This is a genomic window from Enterobacter sp. 22499, from assembly GCF_052044815.1.
In the GTDB taxonomy this organism is placed as follows: Bacteria; Pseudomonadota; Gammaproteobacteria; order Enterobacterales; family Enterobacteriaceae; genus Enterobacter; species Enterobacter bugandensis.
On sequence record NZ_JBQENR010000001.1, the window covers coordinates 620,946 to 637,751 of the forward strand.

Annotated in this window: 17 protein-coding genes; 11 read left to right on the forward strand and 6 right to left on the reverse strand. The window is 55.7% G+C overall.

The window, feature by feature from the left end; genetic code table 11:
- Window positions 1-53: 53 nt before the first annotated feature.
- Entirely contained in the window at window positions 54-605 is a 552-nt protein-coding gene (locus ACTJI7_RS02985) for an NAD(P)H nitroreductase (RefSeq protein ID WP_028012776.1), read from the reverse strand.
- Window positions 606-772: 167 nt separating this feature from the next.
- On the opposite strand from ACTJI7_RS02985, the gene sppA reads away from it, so the two are divergent.
- The 4 genes from sppA to ACTJI7_RS03005 all read left to right on the forward strand — a co-directional run bounded on the left by sppA (window position 773) and on the right by ACTJI7_RS03005 (window position 5,789).
- Window positions 773-2,629 carry a signal peptide peptidase SppA gene (gene sppA / locus ACTJI7_RS02990; protein WP_063153844.1) on the forward strand — a complete coding sequence of 619 codons (1,857 nt, stop codon included), beginning with the start codon at window positions 773-775 and terminating at the stop codon, window positions 2,627-2,629.
- A gap of 63 nt (window positions 2,630-2,692) precedes the next feature.
- The gene (gene ansA / locus ACTJI7_RS02995) at window positions 2,693-3,709 is read left to right on the forward strand and encodes an asparaginase (RefSeq protein WP_028012774.1); all 1,017 of its coding nucleotides are present in this window, start codon (window positions 2,693-2,695) and stop codon (window positions 3,707-3,709) included.
- Between the two features lie 9 nt (window positions 3,710-3,718).
- Window positions 3,719-4,360 carry a bifunctional nicotinamidase/pyrazinamidase gene (gene pncA / locus ACTJI7_RS03000; protein ID WP_028012773.1) on the forward strand — a complete coding sequence of 214 codons (642 nt, stop codon included), beginning with the start codon at window positions 3,719-3,721 and terminating at the stop codon, window positions 4,358-4,360.
- A 172-nt stretch (window positions 4,361-4,532) separates the two neighbouring features.
- The gene (locus tag ACTJI7_RS03005) at window positions 4,533-5,789 is read left to right on the forward strand and encodes a glycoside hydrolase family 18 protein (protein ID WP_440669668.1); all 1,257 of its coding nucleotides are present in this window, start codon (window positions 4,533-4,535) and stop codon (window positions 5,787-5,789) included.
- A gap of 59 nt (window positions 5,790-5,848) precedes the next feature.
- Here the strand turns inward: ACTJI7_RS03005 and ACTJI7_RS03010 are convergent, their stop codons facing one another.
- Window positions 5,849-6,127 (reverse strand): YeaC family protein, encoded by a 279-nt coding sequence (locus ACTJI7_RS03010; protein ID WP_028012771.1) that lies wholly within the window; start codon window positions 6,125-6,127, stop codon window positions 5,849-5,851.
- 41 nt (window positions 6,128-6,168) lie between these two features.
- Window positions 6,169-6,582 carry a peptide-methionine (R)-S-oxide reductase MsrB gene (gene msrB / locus ACTJI7_RS03015; protein ID WP_028012770.1) on the reverse strand — a complete coding sequence of 138 codons (414 nt, stop codon included), beginning with the start codon at window positions 6,580-6,582 and terminating at the stop codon, window positions 6,169-6,171.
- 341 nt (window positions 6,583-6,923) lie between these two features.
- Between msrB and gapA the strand changes: the two genes are divergently transcribed.
- Complete coding sequence (gene gapA, locus ACTJI7_RS03020) at window positions 6,924-7,919, forward strand: glyceraldehyde-3-phosphate dehydrogenase (RefSeq protein ID WP_006809136.1); 996 nt, start codon at window positions 6,924-6,926, stop codon at window positions 7,917-7,919.
- A 75-nt stretch (window positions 7,920-7,994) separates the two neighbouring features.
- The gene (locus ACTJI7_RS03025) at window positions 7,995-8,879 is read left to right on the forward strand and encodes a D-hexose-6-phosphate mutarotase (RefSeq protein ID WP_041910476.1); all 885 of its coding nucleotides are present in this window, start codon (window positions 7,995-7,997) and stop codon (window positions 8,877-8,879) included.
- A 78-nt stretch (window positions 8,880-8,957) separates the two neighbouring features.
- On the opposite strand, the gene ACTJI7_RS03030 is transcribed toward ACTJI7_RS03025, so the two are convergent.
- Entirely contained in the window at window positions 8,958-9,704 is a 747-nt protein-coding gene (locus ACTJI7_RS03030; protein ID WP_048959711.1) for a MipA/OmpV family protein, read from the reverse strand.
- A gap of 430 nt (window positions 9,705-10,134) precedes the next feature.
- Here ACTJI7_RS03030 and yeaG point away from each other — a divergent pair, with 430 nt between their 5' ends.
- From yeaG to ACTJI7_RS03045, 3 genes are all read left to right on the forward strand, one after another.
- The gene (gene yeaG, locus ACTJI7_RS03035) at window positions 10,135-12,069 is read left to right on the forward strand and encodes a protein kinase YeaG (protein ID WP_014883443.1); all 1,935 of its coding nucleotides are present in this window, start codon (window positions 10,135-10,137) and stop codon (window positions 12,067-12,069) included.
- 74 nt (window positions 12,070-12,143) lie between these two features.
- The gene (locus ACTJI7_RS03040) at window positions 12,144-13,427 is read left to right on the forward strand and encodes a YeaH/YhbH family protein (protein ID WP_028012767.1); all 1,284 of its coding nucleotides are present in this window, start codon (window positions 12,144-12,146) and stop codon (window positions 13,425-13,427) included.
- 99 nt (window positions 13,428-13,526) lie between these two features.
- Window positions 13,527-14,033 (forward strand): YbaK/prolyl-tRNA synthetase associated domain-containing protein, encoded by a 507-nt coding sequence (locus ACTJI7_RS03045; protein WP_028012766.1) that lies wholly within the window; start codon window positions 13,527-13,529, stop codon window positions 14,031-14,033.
- 5 nt (window positions 14,034-14,038) lie between these two features.
- Here the strand turns inward: ACTJI7_RS03045 and yoaI are convergent, their stop codons facing one another.
- Window positions 14,039-14,143: a small membrane protein YoaI gene (gene yoaI, locus ACTJI7_RS03050; RefSeq protein ID WP_088205013.1), complete on the reverse strand. Its 105-nt coding sequence runs from the start codon at window positions 14,141-14,143 to the stop codon at window positions 14,039-14,041.
- 145 nt (window positions 14,144-14,288) lie between these two features.
- Here yoaI and ACTJI7_RS03055 point away from each other — a divergent pair, with 145 nt between their 5' ends.
- A complete protein-coding gene (locus ACTJI7_RS03055; RefSeq protein ID WP_008500737.1) occupies window positions 14,289-14,735 on the forward strand; it encodes a DUF441 domain-containing protein in 447 nt (148 codons plus the stop codon).
- On the opposite strand, the gene ACTJI7_RS03060 is transcribed toward ACTJI7_RS03055, so the two are convergent.
- The gene (locus ACTJI7_RS03060) at window positions 14,719-15,510 is read right to left on the reverse strand and encodes an AraC family transcriptional regulator (protein ID WP_041910482.1); all 792 of its coding nucleotides are present in this window, start codon (window positions 15,508-15,510) and stop codon (window positions 14,719-14,721) included. The two genes, ACTJI7_RS03055 and ACTJI7_RS03060, sit on opposite strands and share 17 nt — an antisense overlap.
- 99 nt (window positions 15,511-15,609) lie before the next feature.
- On the opposite strand from ACTJI7_RS03060, the gene ACTJI7_RS03065 reads away from it, so the two are divergent.
- Window positions 15,610-16,797, forward strand: a complete 1,188-nt coding sequence (locus ACTJI7_RS03065; RefSeq protein ID WP_063153842.1) for a CynX/NimT family MFS transporter — start codon at window positions 15,610-15,612, stop codon at window positions 16,795-16,797.
- Window positions 16,798-16,806 lie beyond the last annotated feature (9 nt).

Sequence of the window (16,806 nt, forward strand, 5' to 3'; positions counted from 1 at the left end):
CTGTCTGAATTCTGCGGCGGATGCTCAGAATCCAGACAGTTTAGCGCGTGTAATTAAAAACGGCTGACGAAAGGCGTGGTGTCCGGCACGCTAATGGTGCTGGAGGCTTTAAGCTGCGGGGTGCCGAGGTAAAGGAAACCGACAATTTTGTCGTGCTCACCGCAGGAGAATCCTGCCCGCACTGCGGCGCTCTCGGTCAGCGGCCCGGTGCGCCAGATACCGTTATAACCCTGCGCAACGGCGGCCATCTGCATCGCCATCACCGCACAGCCGGCAGACATTTCCTGCTCCCAGACCGGCACCTTATGGTCGGCCTGGCATTTCGCCACGACAGCGATAATCATCGGGGCGCGGAACGGCGCGTTACGCGCCTTGTCGATACCTTTCTCATCCTGCCCGGCGGCAACTGCCCCCTGCTCCAGCAGCTGACTGAAGCGATCGCGGCCTTCGCCTTCAATCACAAAGAAGTGCCACGGCTGCAGCGTGCCATGATCCGGCGCACGCATACCGGCACGCAGAATGTTTTCCAGCTGCTCGCCCGCAGGGGCGGGTTCGGCCAGACGTGACGCGCTACGACGGTTAACAAGCAGTTCGAGTGCATCCATTGGTTAACTCCTTTCTTGAAATTTACTCACAAAATTAACACGACGGCAGATTTTGTTACAGCCTGGCAGGCGATTCCTGCTGACAAGTGGCGGTTGGGTCATTACGATAACCCAACATTACCGTCCAGTGGCGACGGAAACAGTCATTTTCTGGTTAGGGAGAATACATGCGAACCCTTTGGCGAATCTTTGCCGGTTTCTTTAAATGGACGTGGCGACTGCTCAACTTCGTCCGCAACCTGGTGATGAACATCTTCTTCATCCTGCTGGTTCTGGTTTGCGCGGGCATCTGGATGCATATCAGCAACGCGAATCAGGCGCAGCATTCGACTCGTGGGGCCCTGTTACTCGATATCACCGGCGTGATCGTTGATAAACCGTCCACCAGCAACCGTCTGGGGGTGATCGGCCGCCAGCTGTTTGGCGCGACGTCAGACCGCCTGCAGGAGAACTCCCTGTTCGATATCGTCGATACTATCCGTCAGGCCAAAGACGACCGAAATATCACCGGGATCGTGCTGGATCTGAAAGATTTTGCCGGCGGCGACCAGCCTTCTATGCAGTACATCGGTAAAGCGCTGCGCGAATTCCGCGACAGCGGCAAGCCGGTGATTGCCGTGGGCGACAGCTACAGCCAGGGGCAATATTATCTGGCAAGCTTCGCCAATAAGATCTGGCTTTCGCCACAGGGAACGGTCGATCTGCACGGTTTTGCCACCAACGGCCTGTACTACAAATCGCTGCTCGATAAGCTGAAGGTCACCACCCACGTCTTCCGCGTCGGCACCTATAAATCTGCCGTGGAGCCGTTTATCCGCGACGATATGTCCCCTGCCGCCCGTGAAGCGGACAGCCGTTGGATTGGCGAGCTGTGGCAGAACTATCTGGGTACCGTTGCCGCTAACCGTCAAATTACCGCTGAGCAGGTGTTCCCTGGCGCTCGCGGCGTGCTGGATGGACTGCGCAAGGTCGACGGAGATACCGCGAAATATGCGCTCGACAACAAGCTGGTTGACGCACTGGGCACCAGTGCGGATATCGAAAAAGCCCTGACCAAACAGTTTGGCTGGAGCAAAGAGGACAAAAACTACAGCGCCATCAGCATGTATGACTATGCTGCGAAAAAGCCGGACGACAGCGGCGACAGCGTAGCCGTGGTGTTTGCTAACGGCGCTATCATGGACGGTCAGGAAACCCCGGGGAACGTCGGCGGTGATACTACCGCGTCGCAAATCCGCGATGCACGCCTTGACCCGAAAGTGAAAGCGATTGTCCTGCGGGTGAACAGCCCTGGCGGCAGCGTTAGCGCTTCCGAAGTGATCCGCGCCGAGCTGGCCGCAGCGCGTGCCGCTGGCAAGCCGGTCGTCGTATCCATGGGCGGCATGGCCGCGTCTGGCGGGTACTGGATCTCCACGCCTGCCAACTATATTGTGGCGAACCCAAGCACGCTGACCGGCTCGATTGGCATCTTCGGGGTGATTAACACCGTGGAAAACAGCCTGGATTATCTGGGCGTGCATACCGATGGTGTTTCCACGTCGCCTCTGGCGGATGTGTCGATGACCAAATCTCTGCCGCCGGAAGTTTCAGAGATGATGCAGCTGAGCATTGAGAACGGCTATAAACGCTTTATCACTCTGGTTGCCGACTCGCGTAAAAAGACGCCGGAACAGATCGACCAGATTGCTCAGGGCCACGTCTGGACCGGACAGGATGCGAAGAGTAACGGTCTGGTCGACAGCCTGGGCGACTTCGACGACGCGGTGAAGAAAGCCGCCGAACTGGCGAAGCTCAAGCAGTGGCACGTTGAGTATTATCAGGACGAACCGTCGTTCTTCGATATGGTGATGGACAGTATGTCCGTCTCCGTACGCGCCATGCTGCCGGAGGCGCTGCAGGCGTACCTGCCGGCCCCGGTGACCACGGCTGCGAAAGCGATGAAGGCGGAAAGCGATAAGCTTGCGGCCTTTAACGATCCACAAAGTCGTTACGCGTTTTGCCTGACCTGCGCGAACGTCCGTTAAAAACCATCCCCTCTTCCCGTGAAGAGGGGATTTTTTTCTTTTGAAGAACAAGAACTCACTACCATGCAGAAGAAATCGATTTATGTAGCCTACACTGGCGGTACCATCGGTATGCAGCGCTCTGAAAATGGCTATATCCCCGTCTCCGGCCATCTGCAGCGTCAGCTTGCGCTGATGCCTGAATTCCACCGTCCGGAAATGCCTGACTTCACCATCCATGAATACGAGCCGCTGATGGACTCCTCCGATATGACGCCGGAAGACTGGCAGCACATCGCGGATGACATTAAAGCCCATTACGACCAATACGACGGCTTCGTGATCCTGCACGGCACCGACACCATGGCGTTCACCGCTTCGGCGCTCTCCTTCATGCTGGAGAACCTGAGCAAGCCGGTGATCGTCACCGGGTCGCAAATACCGCTGGCGGAGCTGCGCTCGGACGGGCAGATCAACCTGCTGAACTCCCTGTACGTGGCGGCGAATTACCCGATCAACGAAGTGTCGCTGTTCTTTAACAATCGCCTGTATCGCGGCAACCGCACCACCAAAGCCCATGCCGACGGTTTTGATGCCTTTGCCTCCCCTAACCTGCAGCCGCTGCTGGAAGCGGGTATTCATATCCGTCGTCTGGGAACGCCTCCGGCACCGAACACCGCCGGCGAGCTGATTGTGCATCCGATTACCCCGCAGCCGATTGGCGTGGTCACCATTTATCCGGGCATCTCCGCGGACGTGGTGCGCAACTTCCTGCGCCAGCCGGTGAAAGCGCTGATCCTCCGTTCCTATGGCGTCGGCAACGCTCCGCAGAACGGCGAATTTCTGAAGGAGCTTCAGGAAGCCAGCGAGCGCGGAATTGTGGTGGTAAACCTGACCCAGTGCATGTCTGGCAAGGTCAATATGGGCGGCTATGCCACCGGCAACGCGCTGGCGCACGCGGGGGTGATCAGCGGCTTCGATATGACCGTTGAGGCGACGCTGACTAAACTTCACTATTTACTGAGTCAGGATCTGGACATTCAGTCCATTCGCCGCGCAATGATGCAAAACCTTCGCGGCGAGCTGACCCCGGACGAATAAGGAGCTCTCATGAAGCAACGCGCCCTGCTACTGGTCGATTTGCAAAATGATTTCTGCGCGGGCGGCGCGCTGGCCGTCGCCGAAGGTGACAGCACCGTTGACGTGGCAAATACCCTGATTGACTGGTGCAAAGCCCGTGGTGAAGCGGTTGTCGCCAGCCAGGACTGGCACCCGGCGAACCACGGCAGCTTTGCCAGCCAGCACAACGTTGAGCCTTTCACCCAGGGTGAACTCGACGGTCTGGCGCAAACCTTCTGGCCGGATCACTGCGTACAGCAGACCGAAGGAGCGGAGCTGCACCCGCTCCTGAATCAGAAGGCCATCGACGCGGTGTTTCATAAAGGTGAAAATCCGGCTATCGACAGCTACAGCGCATTTTTCGATAACGGGCATCGCCAGAAGACGGCGCTGGACGCGTGGTTACGTCACCATGAAATCACGGAGCTGATCGTGCTGGGTCTGGCGACGGATTACTGCGTGAAGTTTACCGTGCTGGACGCGCTCCAGCTGGGTTATACCGTTAGCGTCATCACCGACGGCTGTCGCGGGGTGAACATTCAACCACAGGACAGCGCCCAGGCGTTTATGGATATGGCCGCCGAAGGTGCCACGCTGTATACGCTGGCAGACTGGCAGGAAACGCAGGCGTAGCCTTTTAAGCCGGGTGGCGCTGACGCTTACCCGGCAAAACCCCTCCCCAATCCTCATAAAGTGAACTCCCTCGCATCCTCAGCGAAGCGGCAATGCTATTCTCTTCAGGCTGTTTTTTCGCCACGCCTTTTCTGTGGCGTGGTTATTTTTATTAAGTCAAAGAGGAACTTGTATGAAACGTTTGCCCCTGCTGGCAGCATTACCCTTGCTTTGCGCGTCGCTTGCTTCCGCCGCACCTCTGATGTCCGTGGGCTACTTTAACGGGGGTGGCGACGTCACCGCCGGACCGGGTGGCGATATCAATAAACTGGACGTTCGCCAGATCACCCACCTGAACTACTCGTTTGGTCTGGTCTACAACGACGAAAAAGACGAAACCAACGCCGCGCTGAAAGATCCGGCGAAGCTGCATCAAATCTGGCTATCGCCAAAAGTGGCGTCCGACCTGGCCTTAATCCCCACTCTGCGTAAGCAAAACCCGAACCTGAAAGTCCTGCTCTCCGTTGGCGGCTGGGGGGCGCGCGGTTTCTCTGGCGCAGCGGCAACCCAGGAGAGTCGCGCGGTGTTTATCCGCTCCGCGAAGGAAATTGTTGAGAAATACGGTCTGGACGGGATCGATCTCGACTGGGAATATCCGGTCAACGGCGCGTGGGGGCTGGTTGCAAGCCAGCCCGCCGACAGGGATAACTTTACCGCCCTGCTGAAAGAGATGCGCGACGCGTTCGGGCAGAAAAAGCTGGTGACCATTGCGGTGGGCGCGAATGCGGAAAGTCCGAAAAGCTGGGTGGATGTCAAAGCCATCGCCCCGCTCCTCGACTACATCAACCTGATGACCTACGACATGGCGTACGGGACACAGTACTTCAACGCGAACCTGTATGACTCCAGCGCCTGGCCAACGGTGGCTGCCGCCGACAAATACAGCGTCGATTTTGTGGTGAACAACTATCTGGCCGCCGGACTTAAGCCGAAGCAGATGAACCTCGGGATCGGTTTTTACGGCCGCGTACCGAAACGTGCGGTTGAACCGGGCATTGACTGGAGCAAGCCGGACGCGCAAAAAAATCCGGTCACACAGCCCTACTTTGGACCGCAGGAGATCGCCCTGTTTAAGTCGCTCGGCTATGACCTGACTAAAGATACCTACGTGAAGTACAACGATATCGTGAAGAAGCTGCTGAACGATCCGCAGAAGCGTTTTACCGAACACTGGGACGACCAGGCGAAGGTACCGTGGCTCTCGGTAAAGGGTGCCGATGGCAACGCGCTGTTTGCGATTTCGTATGAGAATCCGCGTTCTGTCGCGATCAAGGCGGACTACATCAAAGAGAAAGGCCTCGCCGGGGCGATGTTCTGGGAGTACGGAGCGGACGACAATAATCAGTTAGCGAAACAGCTGGCGGAGTCGCTCGGGATCCTGCATAAGTAGTAAGACACCAGGCCCTCTCCCACAGAGAGAGGGCCTGATGAGGGCATCAACCCGCACCGTTATTGCATTTTGATCGTCGCAATCGGCTTCGGCGTGATGCCAAAATCTTCCTTCAGCTCGCGCTTGCTCTTCATCACCATCTGACCGTTAGTGTCGATAGTCATGTGTTGCGCATCGGTGTTATTGCGCGCCTGCCACAGCATCACCAGCTGCAAACTGTTCTCTTTTTGCTCAGGCGTGAGCGCCACACCGTCCGGCCATTTTCCCAGCTCAACGGCGGTCACCAGACGCTGATAAACTTCCGGGGTCATCCCGTTAATCATGTCCTCAATATTCACGATCTCTCCCTTTCAAAGGAATAATTTGCTGAATCGTTTTTTCAACCCTTAATCTGGTCGCCGTTTTCATCATCGGTGAAGCTCATTGAGGCTGAATTCACGCAGAAACGCTCACCCGTTGGCTGAGGACCGTCCGGGAAGACGTGCCCCAGGTGCGCGTCGCAGTTACCGCAGCGAATTTCCGTGCGCACCATACCGTGCGACGAGTCGGTCAGATAGCGGATTGCGTCATCGCTCACCGGCTCGTAAAAGCTCGGCCAGCCGCAGCCGGAGTCGTATTTCGTTTGTGAATTGAACAGCGGGGCATCGCAGACCAGACAGTGATAGACACCGTCTCGCTTGTTGTGCAGTAATCGCCCGGTAAATGGCGGCTCCGTGCCGTGATTCTGGGTCACGTAAAACTGCATTTCTGTGAGGTTTTTTTTCAAATCGTCAGGGTTATGTTGGTTCGACATATGCTTACATCTCGCTGTAGAAACAGACATCTTTTAACCCGGATTCTAACAAAACATTAACACCCTTGCGTGCACTTTTGTTCTAAACTTATGTGTCGCGAAAAGGCGGTCAGGCAATTGTGATCACGTTCACATTTTTATCCTGCGAGGACTTTAAAATTCCGGGCGCAGCCCCCATGTGGTTGCAAGCTCAAAGGGAAAGTGAGGCGAGTCAGTCGCACAAACGTTAGTCACAGGATTGATTTGTCGCAATGATTGACACGATTCCGCTTGACGCTGCGTAAGGTTTTTGTAATTTTACAGGCAACCTTTTATTCACTAACAAATAGCTGGTGGAATATATGACTATCAAAGTAGGTATCAACGGTTTTGGCCGTATCGGCCGTATTGTTTTCCGTGCTGCTCAGAAACGTTCTGACATCGAAATCGTTGGTATCAACGATCTCCTGGACGCTGAATACATGGCGTACATGCTGAAGTACGACTCAACTCACGGTCGTTTCGACGGCACCGTTGAAGTGAAAGACGGCCACCTGGTTGTTAACGGCAAAACCATCCGCGTTACTGCTGAGAAAGACCCAGCTAACCTGAAATGGAACGAAATCGGTGTTGACGTTGTTGCTGAAGCAACCGGTATCTTCCTGACCGACGAAACTGCACGTAAACACATCACTGCGGGTGCGAAGAAAGTTGTTCTGACTGGTCCTTCCAAAGACAACACCCCAATGTTCGTTCGCGGTGCAAACTTCGAAACTTACGCTGGCCAGGACATCGTTTCTAACGCATCCTGCACCACCAACTGCCTGGCACCGCTGGCTAAAGTGATCAACGACAACTTCGGCATCATCGAAGGTCTGATGACTACCGTTCACGCGACCACCGCTACTCAGAAAACCGTTGACGGCCCGTCTCACAAAGACTGGCGCGGCGGCCGTGGCGCGGCTCAGAACATCATCCCATCCTCTACCGGTGCTGCTAAAGCTGTAGGTAAAGTACTGCCAGAACTGAATGGCAAACTGACTGGTATGGCGTTCCGCGTTCCAACTCCTAACGTATCCGTTGTTGACCTGACCGTTCGTCTGGAAAAAGCTGCTTCTTATGAAGAAATTAAGAAAGCAATCAAAGCTGCTTCCGAAGGCCCAATGAAAGGCGTTCTGGGTTACACCGAAGACGACGTTGTATCTACCGATTTCAACGGCGAAGTGTGCACTTCCGTGTTCGATGCTAAAGCAGGTATCGCACTGAACGACAACTTCGTGAAACTGGTTTCCTGGTACGACAACGAAACCGGCTACTCTAACAAAGTACTGGACCTGATCGCTCACATCTCCAAATAAGTTGAGATGAGTGATTGATCCAAAAAGGCGACTTCGGTCGCCTTTTTTATTGTTTTTTAGACAGAGGATTGCTTAATGATAAATAAAATTTTTGCACTTCCGGTAGTCGAACAACTTACCCCTGTGCTCTCCCGCCGTCAGATTGACGGTGCCGACGTTATCGTCGTTGACCACCCGCGCGTTAAAGCCTCCGTGGCGCTGAACGGCGCACACCTGCTCTCCTGGAAACCGGAAGGCGAAGCGGAAGCGCTGTGGCTGAGTGACGCCACCTCGTTCAAAAAAGGGGATGCGATTCGCGGCGGCGTACCGATCTGCTGGCCGTGGTTTGGCCCGTCCGCCCAGCCGGGTTTGCCTTCTCACGGTTTCGCCCGTAACCAGCAGTGGACGCTGAAAGCGCATAACGAAGATGACAACGGCGCAGTGCTGACCTTTGAGCTGCAGGCTAATGATGAAACTCGCGCCCTGTGGCCGCATGATTTCACCCTGTATGCCCGCTTCAAACTGGGTCAGAGCTGCGAGATTGAGCTGGAAGCCCACGGCGAGTTCGAGACCACCTCTGCCCTGCATACCTACTTCAACGTGGGTGACATCAATGCAGTGAAGGTGAGCGGCCTGGGCGATACCTTTATCGACAAAGTTGATAACGCGAAGGAAGGTAAGCTGAGCGACGGCGTTCAGGCGTTCCCTGACCGTACTGACCGCGTCTATCTGCATCCGGAAGCGTGCAGCGTGATCCACGACGGTGCTCTGAACCGCGGCATTGAGGTGGTTCATCACCATCACAGCAACGTGGTGGGCTGGAACCCGGGGCCTGCACTCTCCATCAGCATGGCCGACATCCCTGATGACGGTTACAAAACGTTCGTCTGCGTGGAAACGGCCTGCGTAACCACCCCGCAGAAAGCGAGCGAGGAAAAGCCGTCTCGTTTAGGGCAGACAATTCGCATCGTTAAGCGATAAGGTCGCTGCACCACACCAAAGCAAACGGGGCGCAAGCGCCCCGTTTTGATGCAATGATTGCACCGCGATAATGCACAATCAGAACTTGTAGGTCACACCCACCGAGAAGATGCCAGCCCAGGACTTATCAACCATCGGGCTATCCTTCACTTCGTCGCTCAGACGCTCGTAACGGCCGGTACCGTAGACGTTCCAGTCGCCAAGGAAGTTATAGCTCGCGGTCAGCTCCAGGTAAGGATCCCAGCCATCATCGGCGCTGTAGCTTTTCAGCCCACTGCGACGGGACTCGTTTTTAGAGACGCCGTAGTAATAGTCGTTGTAGTTTTCACTGTTGTACTGCACGCCGATACCCGGCGTCAGGGTGAGCCCACCGTTGGTATAGCGATACAACCACGCCAGATCCCAGATAAAGCCGTTGCTGTTATCCAGCGTATCACCCGCCAGGGCTGTACGGAGGAAGCCATACTGGGTGTTATGCACGTATGAAAGCCCGGCCATCATGGTGCTTTTGCGCTTGTCGAGCTGGCGAAGCGCGTGGCTGTCGCTGTCGCCTGGCTTGAAGTGCGTTGGATCGTAGTAGGCCATGATAGAAAGCTTATCGGCCGTATCGTTCCACAGATAATAGCCGCCACCGAGACCGCGGAACCAGAAGTTATCGCCTTCATAGGTGATAACGGGTACAGGATAAACATCGCGGTCATACTGTTTGTATGGGCTGTTAATGACGCCAACGCCCGCACCCACCGTCCACTGACTTTCCGCCTGAGCGGTGCTAACTGCGGTCGCGGCAAGGATGCCCAATGCCAGAAGTTTGAGTTTGGTCACAATCCATTCTTTCCTGTAGTCAAATAATCAGCGGGTGAAGTGTAACCGCCATTCCCGTACATCCCAAAATTTTTTGCCTGCTAATCAGTCTGATTAACCCATTATTTTTAACTTTTCAGATGACAACCCGCTTTCATTTATATGACAGCTGAATGAAAAACGTGCTTAAGCCTTATAACCCGGGTGGAAATTTTTGGATGAGTTATTGATATGTCATTGAAATTAGTTTTTCTCAGCATGCAAGTTTGGCAAATGCCATCTACGCTTAAATTTAAGAAGAGTTTTCCTGAACACCTGCGGTTCTTAGCGTCTGACCTGGCACACAGGTTGCTGCTCTGGCAGTGGGGTGCGAGAGATTCTCTTCCGGGAGCCTCCACTACTCATACGAACGGCTCTTATCCTGTGCTAAAAAACGAAAGGACGGCATGCCATGAATATATTCGATCACTATCGCCAGCGCTACGAAGCTGCCAAGGACGAAGAGTTCACACTGCAGGAGTTTCTTACCATTTGTCGGCAAGATCGCAGTGCCTATGCCAATGCGGCAGAACGGCTATTGATGGCTATCGGTGAGCCAAACATGGTTGATACTGCCCTGGAGCCACGGCTTTCCCGTCTATTTTCGAATCGGGTGGTCGCCCGATATCCGGCGTTCGAAGAGTTCTATGGTATGGAAGATGCCATTGAACAGATTGTCTCCTATCTGAAGCATGCCGCCCAGGGTCTGGAAGAGAAGAAACAGATCCTCTATTTACTCGGCCCCGTCGGCGGCGGTAAATCCTCGCTGGCTGAACGCCTGAAGTCGCTGATGCAGCGCGTACCGATTTACGTGCTGAGCGCCAACGGCGAACGCAGCCCGGTGAACGACCATCCGCTGTGCCTGTTTAACCCGCAGGAAGATGCGCAAATTCTGGATAAAGAGTTTGGCATCCCGCGTCGCTACCTCGGCACCATTATGTCGCCGTGGGCGGCAAAACGCCTGCACGAATTTGGCGGTGATATCACCAAATTCCGCGTCGTGAAAGTGTGGCCATCCATACTGGAGCAGATCGCTATCGCCAAAACGGAACCGGGTGATGAGAACAACCAGGATATCTCGGCGCTGGTGGGTAAAGTCGATATCCGTAAGCTGGAAAACTTCGCACAAAACGACCCGGATGCCTATGGCTATTCCGGTGCGCTGTGCCGCGCCAACCAGGGGATTATGGAATTCGTCGAGATGTTTAAAGCACCGATCAAAGTGCTGCATCCTCTGCTGACGGCGACCCAGGAAGGGAACTACAACGGGACGGAAGGTATCTCCGCCCTGCCGTTTAACGGGATTATTCTCGCCCACTCGAACGAATCGGAATGGGTGACCTTCCGTAATAACAAAAACAATGAGGCCTTCCTTGACCGTGTGTACATCGTCAAGGTGCCTTATTGCCTGCGGATCTCCGAAGAGATCAAAATTTACGAAAAACTGCTTAACCACAGTGAGCTGGTGCATGCGCCATGCGCTCCGGGCACGCTGGAAACGCTCTCGCGCTTCTCCATCCTGTCGCGTCTGAAAGAGCCGGAAAACTCCAGCATCTATTCGAAAATGCGCGTCTACGACGGTGAAAGCCTGAAAGATACCGACCCGAAAGCGAAATCGTACCAGGAATACCGCGATTACGCCGGGGTTGATGAAGGGATGAACGGCCTCTCCACGCGTTTCGCGTTTAAGATCCTCTCACGGGTCTTTAACTTCGACCACGCGGAAGTGGCGGCCAACCCGGTTCATCTGTTCTACGTCCTGGAGCAGCAAATCGAGCGCGAGCAGTTCCCGCAGGAGCAGGCTGAACGCTACCTTGAGTTCCTGAAAGGCTACCTGATCCCGAAATACGCCGAGTTCATTGGCAAAGAGATCCAGACGGCCTATCTGGAATCCTATTCAGAATACGGGCAGAACATTTTCGACCGCTATGTCACCTATGCTGACTTCTGGATTCAGGATCAGGAGTACCGCGACCCGGATACCGGCCAGCTGTTTGATCGTGAATCCCTGAACGCGGAGCTGGAAAAAATCGAGAAGCCTGCCGGGATCAGCAACCCGAAAGACTTCCGTAATGAGATTGTGAACTTCGTCCTGCGCGCCAGAGCGCATAATAACGGGCGCAATCCGAACTGGACCAGCTACGAGAAGCTGCGCACGGTTATTGAGAAGAAAATGTTCTCCAATACCGAAGAGCTGCTGCCGGTGATCTCGTTTAACACCAAAACCTCAACCGACGAGCAGAAGAAACACGACGATTTTGTCGACCGTATGATGGAAAAAGGCTACACCCGCAAACAGGTTCGCCTGCTCTGCGAATGGTATCTGCGCGTGCGTAAATCGTCCTAAAACAAGTGCCCGGTAGCGCCTGCGCCTGCCGGGCCAACAAAAACGCAAGTTGGCAAATGCAGTACGGGGGGTATATGACCTGGTTTATTGACCGGCGTCTTAACGGCAAAAACAAGAGCACGGTGAACCGCCAGCGCTTCTTGCGCCGTTATAAAGCGCAAATTAAACAGTCGATCTCCGAGGCCATCAACAAACGCTCGGTGACCGACGTCGACAGCGGCGAGTCTGTCTCCATCCCTACCGATGACATCAGCGAACCGATGTTTCATCAGGGGCGCGGCGGCCTGCGCCATCGCGTTCATCCAGGTAACGACCACTTCGTTCAGAACGACAGGATTGAGCGCCCTCAGGGCGGCGGCGGTGGTTCAGGAAGCGGTCAGGGGCAGGCCAGCCAGGACGGTGAAGGCCAGGATGAGTTCGTTTTCCAGATTTCGAAAGATGAATATCTCGACCTGCTGTTTGAGGACCTTGCGCTGCCGAACCTGAAAAAGAATCAGCATCGTCAGCTTAACGAGTATAAAACCCATCGCGCGGGCTATACCGCTAACGGCGTGCCCGCCAATATCAGCGTTGTGCGTTCGTTGCAGAATTCTCTGGCGCGCCGCACGGCCATGACGGCAGGCAAACGTCGCGAACTGCGCGAGCTGGAGAGCAGCCTGAAGGTCGTGGAAAACACGGAGCCGGCGCAGCTGCTGGAAGAGGAGCGCCTGCGTAAAGAGATTGCCGAGCTAAGAGCGAAGATCGACCGCGTGCCGTTTATCGATACCTTCGACCTGCGCTACAAGAACTACGAAAAACGTCCCGAACCCTCCAGCCAGGCGGTGATGTTCTGTCTGATGGACGTCTCCGGCTCGATGGACCAGGCCACCAAGGATATGGCGAAGCGTTTCTATATCCTGCTCTACCTGTTCCTGAGCAGAACCTATAAGAACGTGGAAGTGGTCTATATCCGCCATCACACCCAGGCCAAAGAGGTGGATGAACATGAGTTCTTCTACTCCCAGGAGACCGGGGGGACCATCGTATCAAGCGCCCTGAAGCTGATGGATGAAGTAGTGAAAGAGCGTTACGACCCGGCGCAGTGGAACATTTATGCCGCGCAGGCGTCGGATGGCGACAACTGGGCCGACGACTCACCGCTATGTCACGAGATCCTGGCGAAGAAAATTCTGCCGGTGGTGCGTTACTACAGCTATATCGAAATCACCCGTCGTGCCCACCAAACCCTGTGGCGGGAATATGAACATCTGCAGTCCATGTTCGATAACTTTGCCATGCAGCATATCCGCGATCAGGATGATATTTATCCTGTGTTCAGGGAGCTGTTCCACAAGCAATCTGCTACCAGCAACGCATAACCCAACAGCCAGCGAATCCGCTGGCTGTTTTCTTTCGACCCCGTTTATCCCGTGCTAATGTAGCAAGCTGCATACTGGATTATCACCGGGAAAATTGTGATGACTGACGACGTTATGGGGACAAGTACCCACCATCAGCTGATTACCTTACTCACCGAGCAGGGCGCGCGTTTTCGCGTCATGGAGCACGAGGCGGTGGGGAAATGCGAAGCGGTGAGTGAAATTCGCGGGACCGATCTGCGCCAGGGGGCAAAAGCCCTGGTCTGCAAGGTGAAGGGCAACGGCGTAAAAAAACATGTACTGGCGATTCTGGCCGCCGACCTGCAGGCCGATCTGAGCCAGCTTGCCAGCCATTTTGGCGGGCTTAAAGCCTCCCTCGCCAGCCCGGCCGAGGTCGATACCCTTACCGCCTGCGTTTTTGGCGCGATCCCGCCCTTTAGCTTCCATCCTGATTTGGCGCTGGTGGCCGACCCGCTGCTGTTCGAGCGTTTCGACGAAATTGCTTTTAACGCCGGTTTACTGGAGAAATCCGTGATCATGGACACCCAGGATTACCTGCGCATCGCCCGTCCTGAGCTCGTAAACTTCCATAAAGCGTCGTCGTGACGGCGCTAGCCTCTTCTTTCCAGAAACAGCACGGAGGCGACGAGAATCACGGCAATAGCGAAAAACGATGAGGAGATAATGAGCGTTTCAACAAACATGTGATCGTTCATGATGGCGATCCCTTTGCGATACCTGCCTTCGTTTTAATCCGCGTAAATGACAGGGTAATGACAGCGATAAAATCTTTTAAACGCTGTCCTCCGCCGCGTTTACGCGTACAGTAAGCAGGATAATTATTCTGGCAAGGATCCCCCCATGTTTGACCCGACTCTGCTCATTCTTCTGGCGCTCGCCGCGCTCGGCTTTATCAGCCATAACACCACCGTCGCCATCTCGATTCTGGTGCTGATTATTGTGCGCGTGACCCCGTTAAATACCTTTTTCCCGTGGATAGAAAAACAAGGCCTCACCATCGGGATCATCATTTTAACCATCGGGGTGATGGCTCCCATCGCCAGCGGCACCCTTCCCGCCTCAACGCTGCTGCACTCGTTTGTGAACTGGAAATCACTGGTGGCGATCGCGGTGGGGATTTTTGTTTCGTGGCTGGGCGGACGCGGCGTGACGCTGATGAGCAGCCAGCCCTCGCTGGTGGCGGGCCTGCTGGTGGGCACGGTACTCGGCGTGGCGCTCTTCCGCGGCGTGCCGGTAGGCCCGCTGATTGCGGCAGGGCTGGTGTCCCTGTTTATCGGGAAGTCATAGTCAGGCTGGCCATGTAACGCGCCGGCGTCTGGCCCAGCCCCTTTTTGAACATGGTGATAAACGCGGTGGTAGAGTCATAGCCCAGAGACTGTGCCACCTGCTGCACCGATTTCCCGCTAATCAAATGCTGTAACGCCACGATCAGCTGAAGCTGGTGACGCCAGCGGCGAAAGCTTAAACCGGTCTCTTTGACCACCAGCCGCGCCAGGTTGCGTTCACTCATCGCGAAATGGCTCGCCCACTGCGCCAGCGTCTGCCAGGCGGCGGGCTCTTCCGCCATTTTCTCGCTCATCAGCCGGATTTTAGGATGGGGAGAGACGGGCAGCTGCAGATGCTCCTGGCGCTGGAGCGGCAGTTCGTCAAACAGGACGTCCACCAGACGCGATGTGGCCGCAAGATGCAGCTGTTCACGTGATTTCTCCGCCAGAGATAAAATCAGCTCCCGCACCAGAGGAGAGATTTTCAGGGTGCAGCAGCGGTCGGGCAGGCTGGCGGCACCAGGCTCAATAAACAAAAAGCAGAGCTGCGCCCCCGGCGTGGCCCTGTTGCTGTGCGGCATTTGGCCTGGGATCCAGACGGCATACTGGGGCGGTACCATCAGCATCGCATTTTCCACTTCGCAGGTGATCGCGCCGCCAAGGGCCAGAATCAGCTGCCCCTTACGGTGTTGATGCTGCGGAATATATTGTTCTTCCGTCACCACGCGGATGCGAAACGCGACTGCCGCATCGTGCTGGCTATCAGGATCGTAGCCGTCCAGTCCCAGACCAATCATCAGGTTGTCCGATATTAGCGATAAACTGTCATTTTAGCCTGATTTCAACCGCTGAGAAAATCGGTATTGTGTGCGCTCGCTTGAACGTATGAGAACACAATGACTACTGCTCTTCGCACCTCAGGAAAACAGGGCGCGCTGTTGATTGCAGGCATCCTGATGATTGCCACCACGCTTCGCGTCACCTTTACCGGCGCAGCGCCGCTGCTCGATACCATTCGCCTTGATTATGGCTTAAGCACGGCGCAAACCGGTCTGCTGACCACCCTGCCCCTGCTGGCCTTTGCTCTTGTCTCCCCGCTCGCGGCGGGCGTTGCCCGGCGTATCGGCATGGAGCGCAGCCTGTTTATCGCCCTGATGCTGATTTGCATCGGGATTGCCGTTCGCTCCCTGCCTTCCGCTACCCTGCTTTTCATCGGAACGGCGGTGATTGGTTGCGGGATCGCTCTGGGGAATGTGCTGCTGCCCGGCTTAATTAAGCGTGACTTTCCGGGTCAGGTGGCAAAACTCACCGGCGCCTATTCCCTGACGATGGGTGTCTCTGCCGCGTTAGGCTCGGCGCTGATCGTACCTCTGGCTCAGGGTGATGTGGGCTGGCATGGCGCGCTGCTGATGCTGATGGTATTTCCGCTGGTCGCACTGCTGCTCTGGCTGCCGCAGTGGCGTCAAAAACACGTCGCAACGGTAACGGGCGCAGGCGCGCTGCATAACCGCGCGATCTGGCGCTCGGCACTCGCCTGGCAGGTGACGCTCTTTCTGGGGATTAACTCGCTGATTTATTACGTTATCATCGGCTGGCTGCCGGCAATACTGCTCAGCCATGGCTTCAGCGAAGCGCAGGCCGGCTCGGTGCACGGCCTTTTACAGCTCGCCACGGCCGTGCCGGGGCTTGCCGTTCCGCTCGTCCTCCAGCGCCTGAAGGATCAGCGAACCATCGCCGGGGCGGTTGGGCTGATGTGCGCGGTTAGCGCGGCGGGTTTGTGGTTTATGCCTGAGATGGCGGTGATGTGGACGCTGGTGTTTGGCTTTGGTACCGGGGCAACGATGATCCTCGGCCTGACGTTCATCGGCCTGCGCGCCAGCTCCGCACACCAGGCGGCAGCGTTGTCCGGTATGGCACAGTCTATTGGTTATCTGCTCGCCGCCTGCGGTCCGCCGCTGATGGGTAAAATTCACGATTCGGCTGGAGACTGGCGGATCCCGCTTCTCGCCTGCGCGCTGGCCGCTGTCGTCATGGCCATCTGCGGCGTACTTGCCGGGCGCGACCGGGAAATCGCGCCCCGATAAACACGGTGG